The organism is Devosia crocina (assembly GCF_900116545.1).
Classification (GTDB): Bacteria; Pseudomonadota; Alphaproteobacteria; order Rhizobiales; family Devosiaceae; genus Devosia; species Devosia crocina.
In genome coordinates this window covers 175,311-189,384 of the sequence record NZ_FPCK01000003.1, presented here as the reverse complement: position 1 = coordinate 189,384, position 14,074 = coordinate 175,311, and the positions used below count along the sequence as shown (strand labels likewise).

The 14,074-nt window shown below is 63.3% G+C and carries 14 protein-coding genes; 2 read left to right on the top strand and 12 right to left on the bottom strand.

Translation table 11 applies throughout. The annotated features are described in order from the left end of the window. Positions 1-5: 5 nt before the first annotated feature. The 7 genes from phnC to phnG all read right to left on the bottom strand — a co-directional run bounded on the left by phnC (position 6) and on the right by phnG (position 6,096). Entirely contained in the window at positions 6-839 is an 834-nt protein-coding gene (phnC, locus tag BM364_RS14035; protein WP_092425656.1) for a phosphonate ABC transporter ATP-binding protein, read from the bottom strand. Positions 840-935: 96 nt separating this feature from the next. Continuing rightward, the gene (gene phnL, locus BM364_RS14030; protein ID WP_244542890.1) at positions 936-1,637 is read right to left on the bottom strand and encodes a phosphonate C-P lyase system protein PhnL; all 702 of its coding nucleotides are present in this window, start codon (positions 1,635-1,637) and stop codon (positions 936-938) included. 156 nt (positions 1,638-1,793) lie between these two features. Next, positions 1,794-2,570: a phosphonate C-P lyase system protein PhnK gene (gene phnK / locus BM364_RS14025; protein WP_092425653.1), complete on the bottom strand. Its 777-nt coding sequence runs from the start codon at positions 2,568-2,570 to the stop codon at positions 1,794-1,796. A 195-nt stretch (positions 2,571-2,765) separates the two neighbouring features. Next, a complete protein-coding gene (locus BM364_RS14020; protein ID WP_092425651.1) occupies positions 2,766-3,641 on the bottom strand; it encodes an alpha-D-ribose 1-methylphosphonate 5-phosphate C-P-lyase PhnJ in 876 nt (291 codons plus the stop codon). Positions 3,642-3,960: 319 nt separating this feature from the next. Continuing rightward, the gene (locus BM364_RS14010) at positions 3,961-5,043 is read right to left on the bottom strand and encodes a carbon-phosphorus lyase complex subunit (RefSeq protein WP_092425647.1); all 1,083 of its coding nucleotides are present in this window, start codon (positions 5,041-5,043) and stop codon (positions 3,961-3,963) included. A 1-nt stretch (position 5,044) separates the two neighbouring features. Further along, complete coding sequence (phnH, locus tag BM364_RS14005) at positions 5,045-5,641, bottom strand: phosphonate C-P lyase system protein PhnH (protein WP_092425645.1); 597 nt, start codon at positions 5,639-5,641, stop codon at positions 5,045-5,047. Further along, positions 5,641-6,096 (bottom strand): phosphonate C-P lyase system protein PhnG, encoded by a 456-nt coding sequence (gene phnG / locus BM364_RS14000; protein WP_092425643.1) that lies wholly within the window; start codon positions 6,094-6,096, stop codon positions 5,641-5,643. The genes phnH and phnG overlap by 1 nt, the downstream gene beginning before the upstream one ends. 76 nt (positions 6,097-6,172) lie before the next feature. Here phnG and phnF point away from each other — a divergent pair, with 76 nt between their 5' ends. Then, positions 6,173-6,898 (top strand): phosphonate metabolism transcriptional regulator PhnF, encoded by a 726-nt coding sequence (gene phnF / locus BM364_RS13995; protein WP_092425641.1) that lies wholly within the window; start codon positions 6,173-6,175, stop codon positions 6,896-6,898. Between the two features lie 174 nt (positions 6,899-7,072). On the opposite strand, the gene phnN is transcribed toward phnF, so the two are convergent. The 4 genes from phnN to BM364_RS13975 form a co-directional block, all read right to left on the bottom strand. After that, the gene (phnN, locus tag BM364_RS13990) at positions 7,073-7,624 is read right to left on the bottom strand and encodes a phosphonate metabolism protein/1,5-bisphosphokinase (PRPP-forming) PhnN (RefSeq protein ID WP_092425639.1); all 552 of its coding nucleotides are present in this window, start codon (positions 7,622-7,624) and stop codon (positions 7,073-7,075) included. After that, entirely contained in the window at positions 7,621-8,769 is a 1,149-nt protein-coding gene (locus BM364_RS13985) for an alpha-D-ribose 1-methylphosphonate 5-triphosphate diphosphatase (RefSeq protein WP_092425637.1), read from the bottom strand. Before BM364_RS13985 ends, phnN begins: the two co-directional genes overlap by 4 nt. A 63-nt stretch (positions 8,770-8,832) precedes the next feature. Continuing rightward, positions 8,833-10,137 (bottom strand): NAD(P)/FAD-dependent oxidoreductase, encoded by a 1,305-nt coding sequence (locus BM364_RS13980; protein ID WP_092425636.1) that lies wholly within the window; start codon positions 10,135-10,137, stop codon positions 8,833-8,835. Then, positions 10,137-11,501: a glutamine synthetase family protein gene (locus tag BM364_RS13975; RefSeq protein ID WP_092425634.1), complete on the bottom strand. Its 1,365-nt coding sequence runs from the start codon at positions 11,499-11,501 to the stop codon at positions 10,137-10,139. Before BM364_RS13975 ends, BM364_RS13980 begins: the two co-directional genes overlap by 1 nt. Before the next feature lie 94 nt (positions 11,502-11,595). Between BM364_RS13975 and BM364_RS13970 the strand changes: the two genes are divergently transcribed. Continuing rightward, a complete protein-coding gene (locus BM364_RS13970; protein ID WP_175528617.1) occupies positions 11,596-12,276 on the top strand; it encodes a gamma-glutamyl-gamma-aminobutyrate hydrolase family protein in 681 nt (226 codons plus the stop codon). Here BM364_RS13970 and BM364_RS13965 read toward each other — a convergent pair. Beyond that, a complete protein-coding gene (locus BM364_RS13965; protein ID WP_139232596.1) occupies positions 12,273-14,045 on the bottom strand; it encodes a GumC domain-containing protein in 1,773 nt (590 codons plus the stop codon). The two genes, BM364_RS13970 and BM364_RS13965, sit on opposite strands and share 4 nt — an antisense overlap. Between the last annotated feature and the right edge of the window lie 29 nt (positions 14,046-14,074).

The window sequence follows — 14,074 nt, the reverse complement described above, 5'->3', positions numbered from 1 at the left end:
TCGGGCTAGGGCGCCTGCTGCGCATTGCTCGGCGTCTTGGGCAGAACCGGCGCCTTGATCGGAGCCAGGGACGTCGAGGTCATGGCCTCGGAAAAAGCTTCCTTGAGCCCATCGGCGCCATAAAGTTCGCGCGCGACATCGGTCGTCAGCTCGTCGGGCGTGCCATCGAACACCACGGACCCTGCGCTCATGCCGATGATGCGCTCGCAATAGGCGCGCGCGGTATCGAGCGTATGGAGGTTGGTGATGACCGTGATGCCTTCGGAATTGATGTCGCGGAGGCTATCCATGACAATCTGGGCATTGCGCGGATCGAGCGAGGCGATGGGCTCGTCGGCCAGGATCATCTTGGGGTTCTGCATCAGGGCGCGGGCAATGGCGACGCGCTGCTGCTGGCCGCCGGAAAGCGTCTGCGCCCATTGCATGGAAGTCTGGGCTATATCGAGCCGCTCGAGCGCCTTGAGCGCCTCGAACTGCTCTTCGGGGGTAAAAATCTGGAGAAGGTTCAAAACCGGATTGCGACCGTTGAGCCGGCCGAGCATCACATTGGTGATGACATCGAGCCGCGGCACGAGGTTGAACTGCTGGAAGATCATGGCGCAGTCGCGCTGCCAGGAGCGCAGGGCCTTGCCCTTCAATTCGGAGGTTTTCACCCCGTCATATTCGATATAGCCGGACGAAACGTCGTTGAGCCGGTTGATCATGCGCAGAAGCGTCGACTTGCCCGCGCCCGAACGCCCGATAATGCCCACCATCTGCCCTTGCGGGATTTCCAGCGTCACGTCGTTGACAGCGAGCTTGTCGCCGAACCGGCGTGTCACATGTGAAATCTTGAGCATGCTGAGGCGCCCCCGCCGTTAAGTTGGGGGACACCTAAGGCCATCACGTAACGCGCCCATGTAAGATCGATGACGGTTCCGTGACCGTCGATGTCTTCAGGCTGCCGCGCGCGGGGCAAAGCCCGTCACATCGACAATGCGGTCGGCAACCGCCTGGCGCACCTCCTCGTCATGGAAAATCCCGAGCATGGCAACGCCCGCCCGTTTCTTGTCGGCGATCATGTCGACGACCACCGCGCGATTGACCGCATCGAGCGAAGCGGTCGGTTCATCGAGCAACAGCACCGGATGATGGGTGATGAACCCCCGCGCAATATTGACCCGCTGTTGCTCGCCGCCCGAAAACGTCGCCGGCGGCAGCCCCCAGAGCCGTTCGGGGAGGTTGAGGCGATGGAGCATTTCGCCGGCCCGCCCCTGCGCCTCGACCTTATCGACACCCCGCACCACGAGCGGCTCGGCTACCACATCGAGCGCGGTCACGCGCGGCACGGTACGCAGGAACTGGCTGACATAGCCGATGGCATCGCGCCGCAAGGTCAGCACCGTGCGTGGATCGGCACTGGCGAGGTCCACCATCGCGCCCTCATGCGCGATTTCGACCGCGCCCCGGTCAACGCCATAATTGCCATAGACCATTTTCAGAATGGACGACTTGCCAGCCCCCGATGGCCCGCCGAGCACCACGCACTCGCCAGGGGCGACATCGAAGGTGACATTCTCCACCACCGGCAGGCTGATCCCCCCGCGCAGATGCATGGTGAAAGTTTTTGCCAGATTTCTTACGCGTAAAGCGGTCATGTCACACATCTCTGATTGTTGCGTTTCCCCCTCACCCGCCCTTCGGGCACCCTCTCCCCGAGAGGGAGAGGAATGGCTCCGCATGTGTCGCGGGAGTGGAGGCCTATTCTTCTCCCTCTCGGGGAGAAGGTGGCGCGCAGCGCCGGATGAGGGGGGTCACACCTGCAAGATCGAGCTGACCAGCAGCTGCGTATAGGGCTCCCGCGGATCATCGAGCACCCGGTCCGTCAGCCCCGCTTCGATGACGTGCCCGCCTTTCATCACCATCATGCGATGCGACAACAGCCGCGCGACAGCCAGGTCATGGGTGACCACAATGGCGGAAAGCCCCAGCTCGCTCACGAGCTGCCGCACGAGATCGAGCAGCCTTGCCTGCACCGACACATCGAGCCCACCGGTCGGCTCGTCCATGAAGACGAGCCTCGGGCCGGTCACGAGATTGCGCGCAATCTGCAAGCGTTGGCGCATGCCGCCCGAAAAGCTGCGCGGCTGGTCATCGATCCGGTCCGCGGCAATCTCGACGCGCCCGAGCCAATCGAGCGCGGTGTCGCGAATGCGTCCATAATGGCGATCCCCCACCGCCATCAGCCGCTCGCCGACATTGGCGCCGGCCGACACGCTCATGCGCAATCCATCGGCCGGGTTCTGATGCACGAACCCCCAATCGGTCCGCGTCAGAAACCGGCGCTCGGCCTCGGACAGCGCATAGATATCGCGCCAAGTTTCGTCCCGCATCCGATAAAGCGCCTCGCCCGAACTCGGCTCGAGATTGGCCGAAAGCGTATTGAGCAAGGTTGTCTTGCCCGACCCGCTCTCGCCCACGATGGCGAGGACTTCACCTGGATAAAGCTCGAAACTGACATCGGCGCAGCCGAGCCGGGCGCCGTAATATTTGGTCAGGTTGTTTACGCGGAGGAGTGGCTCGTCAGACATGGAAAGCTCCAGAGCAGGAGGCAAACACGGACTCTATTCTTCTCCCCCTTGGGGAGAAGGTGGCGCGCAGCGCCGGATGAGGGGGATGCTTCAGCGAGAGTGGAGATATGCCCCTCACCGACTCGGCTTCGCCGAGCCACCTCTCCCCGAGGGGGAGAGGAATGGGACTGCGGTTGGTTGCAGGATCGAAGCGCATCACTCCGCCGCCTCCTTCGTCCCCATCACGCCCATAAGCCCCGCCTCCCGCCGCTCCTCGCAGTGATCGGTATCCGAGCACACATGCATATGCCCGCCCCGGTCATCGAGGATCACCTCGTCGAGATAAACTCCTTCCGCCCCACAGAGCGCACAGGGCTTTTCGAACTGCTGGATTTCGAAGGGATGATCTTCGAAGTCGAGGCTCACCACATCGGTATGGGGCGGCACCGCATAGATCCGGTGCTCGCGCCCGGCCCCGAACAGCTGCAACGCTTCGCTCCGGTGCATTTTCGGATTGTCGAATTTTGGCGTCGGCGAGGGATCCATGACATAGCGCCCTTCGACCTTGACCGGATAGGCATAGGTCGTTGCAATCCGCCCATGCCGGGCAATGTCCTCGTAAAGCTTGACATGCATCAGCCCATATTCCTCGAGCGCATGCATTTTGCGCGTTTCGGTTTCGCGCGGCTCGAGAAAACGCAGTGGCTCGGGGATCGGCACTTGATAGACAAGGATCTGCCCCGCCTCGAGTTTTCGCTCGGGAATGCGGTGGCGCGTCTGGATGATCGTCGCTTCGGCGGTATGCGTGGTGGTCTTGACCTCAGCCACCTTGGCAAAAAAGGCCCGGATCGACACGGCATTGGTCGTATCGTCCGCCCCCTGGTCGATGACCTTAAGCACATCATCGGGCCCCATGATCGAAGCCGTCACCTGCACCCCGCCCGTCCCCCAGCCATAGGGCATGGGCATTTCGCGCGATGAAAACGGCACCTGATAGCCTGGGATCGCCACGGCCTTCAGGATCGCCCGCCGGATCATTCTTTTGGTTTGTTCGTCGAGATAGGCAAAATTGTAATTTGCGACGGCGTTCATTGGACGCTCTCCAAGGCAGCAGGTGCCCTCTTATTCTTCTCCCCCTCGGGGAGAAGGTGCCCCGCAGGGGCGGATGAGGGGGATGCCTCAGCAAGAGTGGCGGCATCCCCCTCACCGACTCGGGCTTTGCCCGAGCCACCTCTCCCCGAGGAGGAGAGGAACATTCCTCTGCGCGTGTCGGAAAATACGCTCATTCCAAACGCGCCGTCATTGCCGGGCTTGTCCCGGCGATCCACAGCATGCCGCGGCGCCGCATGGACCACCGGGATAAGCCCGGTGGTGACGGCGCGAGAGGGAATGTCATTTGGAAAAACGCCCATCACTCCGCCGCCTCCCTTTTCCCCTCGAACTCCGCCCGCATCCGCCGGATCAAATCGAGCTCCGCCTGGAAATCCACATAATGCGGCAGTTTCAGATGCTCGACGAAGCCCGTCGCCTGCACATTGTCCGAGTGGGAAATGACGAATTCCTCGTCCTGCGCCGGCGCGACGATGTCCTCGCCGAACTCTTTTGCCCGCAAGGCCCGGTCGACCAGCGACATGGCCATGGCCTTGCGTTCGGCTTGCCCGAACACCAGCCCATAGCCCCGCGTAAATTGCGGCGGGATCTTTGCCGAGCCCTTGAACTGGTTGACCATCTGGCATTCGGTCACCCGGATACGCCCCAGATTAACGGCAAAACCAAGTTCGGGAATGTCGAATTCCACATCCACCTCGCCAATGCGGATTTCCCCGACAAAGGGATGGGTGCGCCCATAGCCGCGCTGCGTCGAATAGCCGAGTGCCAGCAAAAAGCCCTCGTCGCCACGCGCCAGCGCCTGCAGCCGCAGATCGCGATTGAGCGGAAAGTCGAGCGGCTCGCGCGTCAGATCGCCCACGTCCTCACCTTCGGCAAGGGCCCCATCGGCCTCGATCAGCCCCTCTCGCCCGAGAAGATCCGTCACCCGTGGTGCCTCTTCGTCCCCGGCCTCCCGTTGCATCGGCGCATCGGCATCCGCTCCGACAATGCTGGGATCGAGGAGGCGATGGGTATAGTCGAACGTCGGCCCCAGCATCTGCCCGCCGGGAAGATCCTTGAAGGTTGCGGAAATGCGCCGCTCGATCCTCATCGCTCCGGTGTCGATTGGCTCGGAATAGCCAAAGCGCGGCAGCGTCGTACGATAGGCGCGGACAAGAAAGATCGCCTCGATCAGATCGCCTCGCGCCTGGATAAGGGCAAGCGCGGCCAGTTCCCGATCATAAAGCGAGCCCTCTCCCATGGCCCGATCGACCGCAAGCCCTAGCTGCTCGACGATCTGGTCGAGCCGGAGCGCGGGCACCGTGCGGTCGCCGCGGCGGCGATCGGCAAGGAGGCGATGGGCATTGGCGATGGCGGCTTCCCCGCCCTTGACGGCTACATACATTTTAGCCCTCCACGATCCGGCTCGAGCGCGGCAGGCCGATCACCTGATCATCGGCAATCAGCAACAGGTCGACCCCGCGCGGAAAGAGCGCGCGGTTTTCGCTCCATTGGAGGGAAAAATCCTCGGGCAGGCCGGCCGGTGTAAACTCTTGCGTCCCGGCAATGCCTGGACCCGCCAGCATCATCTTGGGGCCTCCGGTTAACGCCGGAACTTCGGCCACGATGGTCGTCGAGCGATCCGGATACTCATCCGTCCCGAGATTGCATTCGGCGAGTTTCGGCCAGGGGTCGCCAAGGGCCACGAACGCAAAGTTTGCCCTTGCCGGATCGCCCACGATCGGTGCGCCGGTGTGAAATCCGACAAAGCCTGACACATCACCCTCAAGAAGCGCCGGCGAGAGCCAGATGGGCGTGTCGTGGTCGCTTAGGGTCAACATTATGCTAGCCAATTGCGCCTGAAGCGGCTCCAAACGTTGCCCGGATGCTAACAGTTTTTGCGCTTTTCCAGGGTGCGCCAGGGCGTCGAGTACGGCCCGGAAGCAGCTTTGCGCATCGCGCACAGGTTCGGTAAATCCAGCGCCGAAATCGTGGGAAAGCATCAATTGTCCCCCCGGACCATGGTGAAGAAATCGACCCGTGTCGCTGCCGTCTCGTTTTTCCGCGTTGCGTCGTTTTCAAGCGCAAGTGCTTCAAGCGGCGCAATAATTTCTGCCTCGATCCGGCTGGCATCGCGCTGGCGCAAGGCGTCTATCACCGCAATCGCCTCGGCCTTGTCGAGATCGCGGCCAAGGCAATACCCGTGCCCCACTTCCCCGGTTACAATCCTGACACTGGCGCGGCTGACCGTGGTCTCGCCGAGATTAAAGGGTGCTCCACCGCCCCCGGCACGCCCGCGCACCATGACGAGCCCGGTTTCGGGTCCGCGCAGGCGCTGGTGTTCGGGTTTGTCGCCATAGGCGTCCCAGCGCTCGGCCAGTGCCTTGGCCGGGGCCGTCGCCAAAACATCGAGTGCGTGCTTGCGCGCTGTCGCCTCGGGGGAAAGACCAGTTTTCATGCTTGCCTCGATTTGTCTAATAAACTAGACAACTATGCTCACTGAATCTGCTCTACGCTTCCCATGTGAATTTGCAATGACAAAAATGCATTCCGTTGCCGGCGGCGTTGCCCTCTGGCGCCAGATCGCCGATGCCATCCGCCTTGACATTGTCGGCGGCAAACTCGCCAATGGCGACCGCCTTCCCACCGAAGCTCTTCTGGCGCAACGCTTTTCCGCCAATCGGCACACGGTGCGCCGGGCCTTGGCGGTGCTTGCCGAAGAAGGCGTCGTTGTTGCGGAACAGGGGCGAGGCACCTTTGTCCGCTCGATCCGCCGGCTCTCATATCCCATCGGCAAGCGCACGCGTTTTCGCGAGGGGCTAAAGGGGCAGGCCGCCAGCCTCACCTCAGTCAGCATCAGCGACAGGATCGAGAACGCAACCGCCCGCGTTGCCGTCGCACTTGGCCTCAAACCCGGCGCAAAAGTCGTGCGCACCGAGGGCATGTCGGTCGCCGATGGGGTGCCGATCTCACGCTCGACCACATGGCTGAGCTATCGCCGCTTTCCCGATTTTGCCAGCCGGATCAATCAGATGGGGTCAACGACCCTGGTGTTCGGGAGCTATGGGATCACCGACTATTCCCGCGCCTCGACCCGCATTTCCGCACGCCACGCCGATGTCGAAGAAATCCAATCCCTCACCCTCGCGCCCGGCGCCATCGTGCTGGTGTCCGAAGCCGTGGATGTAGATCCCGAGGGAGAAGCGATCTCCTACGCGCTCAGTCGTTTTCCTGCCGAGCGGATGGAGCTGGTAGTGTGAAGACCCCATCGCCGCAATAGCAGTAGCCCTCATCCTGAGGCGCGCAGCGCAGCGAAGCCTCGAAGGACGAGGGCTTGCCCCGATGCCTCAGCGCCACGCCCACCTGGTTCGAGGCTCCGCTTTGCTGCGCACCTCACCATGAGGCTACTCGGTCATCGGGCTAACCGCAGGAATCTAAACTCCAACCCGCAGCAAATCTCTGATCAAGCTCACGAATTGCTCGCCGGCCTGTTCCAGCGCCCCGGAATTGTCGATCCGCACCGTGCTGGCAGGCATGCGCACGCCGACGCTGCGGTCCATGCGCCGCTGGATGTCTTCGGCGTCTTCGCGACCCCGGCCGGCCAGTCGCTCGGCGATCACCTGCGGATCGGCCGTCACCTCGACCACCACCGCATTGGGGTAGCGCAGCATGAGCCTGGGCAAGACAGCGCGGGAAAGATTGGCGATGACGACGCGACCGGCGTGAAGGTCTTCCTCAAGCCCGATCGGCAGGCCGTAGCGCAGGCCGTGGGCTTCCCAGGACAAGGCGAAACGCCCCTCGGTTTCGGCGGCGACGAATTGATCCATGGTCATGCTGTCATGGTCTTCGCTGCCCCCGTCTGCCGGGCGGGTTACGACGCGACGGACGATCGTGACGTCCCTCTGGAGACGGTCGCGGGCATAGGCCATGACGCTGTCCTTGCCCGCTCCGCTTGAGCCGACGACGGCGACGAAAGTGCCGTTCATATCACCCGTCGCCCTTCGCGCCACACCGTCAGGACGATCGGGATGCCGTCCTCGATGCGCAAATGCACGAGATCGGCTCGCTTGCCGACAACAATCTCGCCGCGATCATGGAGGCCCGCTGCCTCTGCCGGGCGGCGCGTGACGAAGCCGATGGCCTGAGGCAAACTTATCCCCGGCACCTCGCCGGCAAGGCAGAATGCCGACTGCAACATGGAAAAGGGAATGTAGTCGGAAGACAGAATATCGAGAAGGCCTGCCGCCGCCAGATCGCGCGCCGACACATTGCCCGAATGCGAGCCACCCCGCACGACGTTGGGTCCGCCCATCAGGATCGCCATGCCCGCATCGCGCGAGGCCTGTGCAGCTTCAAGCGTTGTCGGAAATTCGGCGATGCGGATGCCCAGAGCCACCGCTTCGGCGACATGGGCCGCGGTCGCGTCGTCATGACTGGCCAGCGCAATGTTGCGCTCGGCGCTCAAAGCAGCAAGCGCCGTGCGGTATTTGTCGGAGTAAGTCTCTGATTCATAAGATCTTCGGCCGATGAAGTCTGCAAGTTCACTGTCGCTCATCTTGAGCTTGCCCTGATAGTAGACCTTATAGGCATCGGGGCTGGCGAACTGACGTTGCCCGGGCGCATGGTCCATGAGCGACGCCAGACGCACCAGCTTGTGGTCCATGATCTTTTCAAAGCTTTCGAGGCAATCGGGCGCCGAAACTTCGCATCGCAGGTGAATGAGGTGATCGGCCCGCAAGCGCTTGGCCTCGACCCCAGCCGTGATCGCATCGGCGAGAATCCGCAGCTCGTCCATGCCCATATCGGCATCTTCGTCGAGCCCGACGCGAATTGCGTCGAACACCGTGGTGATGCCGGAAGCGGCGATCTGGGCGTCATGCGCCTGCACCGCGGCCACCGGGTTCCAGCGCACCTTGGGGCGCGGAGCATAGTGGGTCTCGAGATGGTCGGTATGAAGTTCGACGAGACCGGGGATCAGGTAGTCGCCATCGAGATCCTGCCCATGCGCACTCGGCGCCCCGATATCGGTTATCTGGCCGCCATTGATCGCCAGGCTGCCGGTATAGACCTCGTCGGCAAGGACGATCCGGGCGTTGGTGAGGACGGTTTCGTTCTGGTGCAGGGCGTTCATCGATGTTTTGACCTTTTTGAAAGGTGCCCTAGAGCAGTTTGATGACAGAACCGCGACATGGGCCTAGAGGCCCAGCCGGTCCTTGAACGCATACCACCATGAGCCGAGCGTCGAATATTGCGCGCGGAACATGCGCCCGCCCGGAAAGGGGATCCAGGGCAGGGCGGCAAAGGTGTCGAACCGGGTCATGTCGCCCCGGATCGCCTCGGAGAGAATACGTCCGAACAGGTGCGATCCGGTGACGCCGTGACCGGAATAGCCATGGGCAAAATAGACCCGGTTGCCGAGGCGCCCCATCTGCGGCACGCGCGAAAAGGAAAGCGCAAAATTGCCGCTCCAGGCATAGTCGATTTTGACGTCCTTGAGTTGGGGGAAAACCTTATCGAGATTGGGCCGGAGCTTGGCCACGACATCGTCGGGATCGGTCCCGCCATAGACGACGCCCCCTCCAAAGATCAGGCGATGGTCGGCTGAGACACGGAAATAGTCGAGAATGTAGCGCACGTCCTCGACGCACATGCCGGTCGGCAACAGCGCTTCGGCGCGCTCACGCCCCAATGGCTCGGTTGCCATCATCTGGGTGGAAACCGGCATGACGCGGTCGGTCAGTTCCGGCACGACATGACCGAGATAGGCATTGCCGCAGATCACCGCCGCCTTCGCCGTCACCTTGCCTTTGGCGGTATAGATCACGGCATTATCGGCGCCCTGATCGACCCGCACGACCGGGGAATGCTCGTAGATGACCCCGCCGAGGCTTTCAAAAGCGCGCGCTTCTCCCAGCACGAGATTGAGCGGGTGCATATGGCCCCCGGAATGATCGATCATGCCGCCGGCATAGACTTCCGAGCCGATATGGGTGCGAATCTGGTGGCGATCGAGCAGTTCGTGATCGTTCATGCCGTAGCTTGCCCAAAGCTGTTTCTTGGCTTCGAGGTCGCGCATGTGCTGGTCGGTATAGGCAGCGTAGATATTGCCGCGCTTGAGGTCGCAGTCGATGCCGTAGCGCTCGACCCAGTCGTAGATGATGCCGGCGCCCTCCTGCACCAGCGAGCCCACAAAGGCGGCGGTCTCCCCGCCATAGCGGCGCTTGATGGTGCCAAGGCTTGCATTGAGCCCATTGACGATCTGCCCGCCATTGCGCCCCGAGGCGCCCCAGCCGACACTGGCGCCCTCGACCACGACGACCCTGAACCCGGCCTCGGCCAGGTGCAGCGCCGTCGACAGCCCGGAATAACCCGCGCCGAGAACGCAGATATCGGCAGCGACATCGGTTTCAAGGCGCAGCGGCACGCGATGGATATTGCGCGAGGCGGCATAGTAGCTGGGCGGGTAGGAGCCGTCGCCGGCATAGGCTTGTTCGGCCATCACACAACCTCCAGATAGGCAGAAAATTCAAGGTCGGTCACCTGGGAGGCGAAGCCGGCGATCTCCTGGCGCTTGCAGGCGACGAACATCGATTGCATGGCAGGATCGAAAATGCGCGGGATCATGTCGCCGTCCTCGAAAGCATTGACCGCCGAAGCCCAGTCGGCCGGCAGCTTGGGCAGGCGTTCGGAATAGGCGCGGCCCTTGAACGGCTTGGGCGGCTTGATCTGATCCTCGATACCGACCAGGGCGGCGCCCAGAATGCCTGCGAGCACGAGATAGGGATTGGCGTCGGCCCCCGAAACGCGGTGCTCGATGCGGCGCGCCTTGGGACTGCCGCCGGGAATGCGCACGGCCGTGGTGCGGTTCTCGTACCCCCAGGAGATGGCGCTCGGGGCATGGGTGTCGGGGCGCAGCCGCCGGTAGGAATTGAAATGGGGCGCAAAGAGGAGCGTGGATTCGGCCATGCCGGCCAAGAGGCCTCCGACCGCGTGATGCATGACCTCCGAGCCGGTATCGGTGCCATCGTCGAACACGTTGTTCCCGGCGATGTCGTTGAGACTGAAATGGACATGAAAACCATTGCCCGAGCGCATGCCATAGGGTTTTGCCATGAAAGTGGCGACAAGCTTGTGCTTGCGGGCGACGCCCTTGACGATGCGCTTGAAGAGCACAGCGTCATCGGCGGCCTTGAGCCCGTCATCGGTATGGAGGAGGTTGATCTCGAACTGGCCGATGCCGTTTTCAGCCACGGCGGTATCCGCGGGCACGTTCTGCTGTTCGCATTGCAGATAGACGTCGCGGAAAAACTCGCCGAAATCCTCGAGTTCTTCGAGTGAGAGAATGGCGTCTGAATCGAGCCGCTTGCCGGTATAGGGGGAAATGGGCGGCTGAGCGGAATCAGCCGCGGGATCGACGAGGTAGAATTCGAGCTCGGTGGCGACAACTGGCTTGAGCCCAATCTCGGCATAGCGGCGCAGCACAAGCGCCAAGGCCTGGCGGGGATCGCCGAGGAAGGGCGTGTTGGTATCCTCGAACATCCAGAGCGGGATCATCGCGCTCGGCCGGGTCGTCCAGTTGATGGGCAGGGCGCCGCGTCCGGTGGGGCTGCAGATGCCGTCGATGTCGCCGCTGCGATAAACCATGGGATTGCCCACGATATCCTCGCCCCAGACATCGACGCCCACGATCGAAAGCGGCATGCGCAGGCTGTTTTCAACGATGCGACGCGCCTGATCGATGGGAATGCGCTTGCCGCGCATGATGCCGTTCAGGTCGCAAACGGCGGTGTGGAGCACCTCGATCTGCGGGTTCTCTTCCAGCCAGGCCACGATGTCGGAGTTCGTCGTTGCTTCGATAGTCATGCCATCCTTCGACTTTTCGTGTGGTTCGGGCGTTACCCTAACAGGAGCCGTCGCCGTACGGAAAGCGCTGGTCAGCACTGCGGGAACATCTGTCATGGTAAAAGAGCGTCCCGTCATCGGCTTGTTGGCGTGCAGCGCGCGCGATCGCGACCTTTTCGTAGAGACTTTGACGACCCGCAGCGTTGCGGCCATCATGGCGCATGCGGCCGCGGTCCCGGTGCTGCTGCCGGAGGGGCTCGGGACCGAGGAGGCCAAGGTTCTTGCCCTGCGGCTCGATGCGCTTCTGGTGTTCGGCACGGATGGTGCCCGCCACAGCACTTTCGTCTCGGACATGATCGTTGCTGCGGTCGATGCCGCCCGGCCGGTTTTTGGCACCGGAGGCGGTTCTGCCGGCATCAACAGGGCGTTCGGCGGCACGGTGGGTGATGTTTCGGGGAATACTGCTTTCGATCCCGAGGCAACCGAGACAGTCAGGACGGCTGCCGGCAGCGTGCTGCAGCGGTTCACCGCTTCATCAAGCTTGACGGTGGCGGCAGGGAGTGCCGCCCCGGTTGTCAAGCTCGGCGATGGGCTCGTGTCCAATGCGAACGGGAGCGATGGCCATGTCGCCGCGTTTTCGGCGGGCCATTCGGCAGCCCCGGTATTTGCGGTCAGCTGGCACCCAGAATGGAATGCAGAACTGCCGCATGACCGGGCCTTCTGGCATTTCGTGGGGGAGGCGGCGCGGGCCACCTATGTCGCCGCGCCCGGCAGCGCCATGGCGCCGTCGCTTTAGGCTGATTTCTTGAGCACGGGGGCCAGTTCGGCCACGTCGAGCGTCAGATCGGTAAGCCCGAGAAGCGCATCGTTGCCGGGCCCTTCCTCGTCGGCCACGACCAGCACCACCACGTCGTAGAGCTGGGCCAGAGCCTCGACGAGGATACGGACCGAGCGCGCGGTGGGGTCAAGCTGGGCCTGCCGACCCCAAGGGATGTGCGCTGCCTCATAGAGCCCGCTGCCATGGATGATGTCCGCAAAGCCGGCAAGACCGAGCGAGAGATCGCTGATGCCGGGCGCCGTGGTGCGGCGCCGCGTTGCGGCATCGATCATTACGACCCGTCGCTCCTGACCGATCAGGTGGGCGACCAGTTCCCTTCCGCCGAGGGCGGAACCCGGTGCGCGCAAACCGATGACGCTGGCTTCGGCGATTTTCTCGGCAAGCTTGAGGCGCGACTTTGCCTTGCGCGCGGCTTTTGCTTCAGCCTTGCTGGGCTCTACGGATGAGACAGGTGCGGGCGGCAGGGCTTCGGCAGGCGCCTTTTCGGCCGCTGCGCTCCAATGCGCCTCGACTGCAACCGGCTGCGCGGCGGCGGGCATGTACCAGGCGGGCTCGCTGGTTACAGCTGGCTCGAGGGCCGGCTCAACGGGCGCGGGACCGGGGCTCTCGACAGGGTCGGCGATGGGCGCCGGTTCGGCCATGGCGAAGCTGTCTTCTTCGGGGCGCGGACGGCGGCGGAACGCAAAAACGCCGATCTGGCCGAGAAAAGCAAAGCCTCCGGCAAGCGCCAGGGCGAAGTCGGTGCGGATCGGGCGGGGCAGGGCCGAGACGCTGGCTTCGGGCAAGGCGGCGGTGGAGCCGGTCAGGATATCGGCATCGACGAGCTTGGGCGCGGTGGCGGCGGCCAGTTCGGCGCGAAGATCGACTTCGAGATCGCGTGCGGATGCACTATCGGCGCGGGTGAGCGCAAGAAGGGCATCGACTTCGCTCGAAACGTCAGCCGAGAGGTCCCCGATCTGGTCAAGCAGAGCGCGCATGGTGGGATGGGCCGGCAGGAAGGTGATGGCGAGCTTTTCGCGCTCGGCTTCAAGATCGGCCAATTGTGCAAGTTTCTGCCCCAGCGTGGGCAAGCCATCAGCTTCCATGGCGAGAAGGGCATAGTTGCCGTCATCCACCAGCCGGGCAATGCGCTCAGCGCGAGTTTCGAGGCGAACACGATCTTCCCAGGCAAGGCTCAGCTTTTGCTGCAGCAGCTGGATATGGGTGGCGTCGGCCGGGGCGGCGGCTGGGGTCGACTGCGGTGTTTCCGGAGGCGCGGTGGGCAAAGCTGGCGGCGGGCCGGCCAGCACCATGAAGCTGGTGGCGGCTGCATCGGCAATGGTGCGGGCGAGCGTCGCATTGCCGGCAGTCACCGTAAGATCAAGCGTTTCCCCCGAGGGGGCGGAAGTCAGGCTGAGCCGCTGGCGCAGCAAGGCGGTGCTGTCGAGCGTGCCGCCACCGGCCAGGCGCATTTCGTTGACGCGTTCGGGCGGGATGCGCGAGACGATGTCCGCCAGCTGCTCCTGGGCGAAAAACCGTTCAACCTGCTCCGCGACCGGGGTGCCCGGCGCCGGGGCAAGCGCGATCCGGGCTTGGAAATCCTGCGGGGAAAGCTGGATCGCCACAAGCGTTCCGGCAAGCGCAACCCCGGTCACCGCCAGCATGCGCGGCAGGTGCGGCACCAGGGCCGCGAGAAACGGCTGCTCCTGCGCGTCCGTGTCGTCATGCTCAAAAGGTGTCGTGGTCATCGCCTGTCCCATTCGCCCCAACCATAGAG

Bases quoted from the DNA above. Each gene is read 5' to 3' on its own strand.
- phnF (WP_092425641.1), top strand. From the start codon at position 6,173: ATGACAAAAATGCATTCCGTTGCCGGCGGCGTTGCCCTCTGGCGCCAG.
- phnL (WP_244542890.1), bottom strand. From the start codon at position 1,637: ATGACCGCTTTACGCGTAAGAAATCTGGCAAAAACTTTCACCATGCAT.
- phnH (WP_092425645.1), bottom strand. From the start codon at position 5,641: ATGCTTTCCCACGATTTCGGCGCTGGATTTACCGAACCTGTGCGCGAT.
- BM364_RS14010 (WP_092425647.1), bottom strand. From the start codon at position 5,043: ATGTATGTAGCCGTCAAGGGCGGGGAAGCCGCCATCGCCAATGCCCAT.
- BM364_RS13965 (WP_139232596.1), bottom strand. From the start codon at position 14,045: ATGACCACGACACCTTTTGAGCATGACGACACGGACGCGCAGGAGCAG.
- phnK (WP_092425653.1), bottom strand. From the start codon at position 2,570: ATGTCTGACGAGCCACTCCTCCGCGTAAACAACCTGACCAAATATTAC.
- BM364_RS13975 (WP_092425634.1), bottom strand. From the start codon at position 11,501: ATGACTATCGAAGCAACGACGAACTCCGACATCGTGGCCTGGCTGGAA.
- BM364_RS13980 (WP_092425636.1), bottom strand. From the start codon at position 10,137: ATGGCCGAACAAGCCTATGCCGGCGACGGCTCCTACCCGCCCAGCTAC.
- BM364_RS13985 (WP_092425637.1), bottom strand. From the start codon at position 8,769: ATGAACGCCCTGCACCAGAACGAAACCGTCCTCACCAACGCCCGGATC.
- phnG (WP_092425643.1), bottom strand. From the start codon at position 6,096: ATGAAAACTGGTCTTTCCCCCGAGGCGACAGCGCGCAAGCACGCACTC.
- phnC (WP_092425656.1), bottom strand. From the start codon at position 839: ATGCTCAAGATTTCACATGTGACACGCCGGTTCGGCGACAAGCTCGCT.
- phnN (WP_092425639.1), bottom strand. From the start codon at position 7,624: ATGAACGGCACTTTCGTCGCCGTCGTCGGCTCAAGCGGAGCGGGCAAG.
- BM364_RS14020 (WP_092425651.1), bottom strand. From the start codon at position 3,641: ATGAACGCCGTCGCAAATTACAATTTTGCCTATCTCGACGAACAAACC.
- BM364_RS13970 (WP_175528617.1), top strand. From the start codon at position 11,596: ATGGTAAAAGAGCGTCCCGTCATCGGCTTGTTGGCGTGCAGCGCGCGC.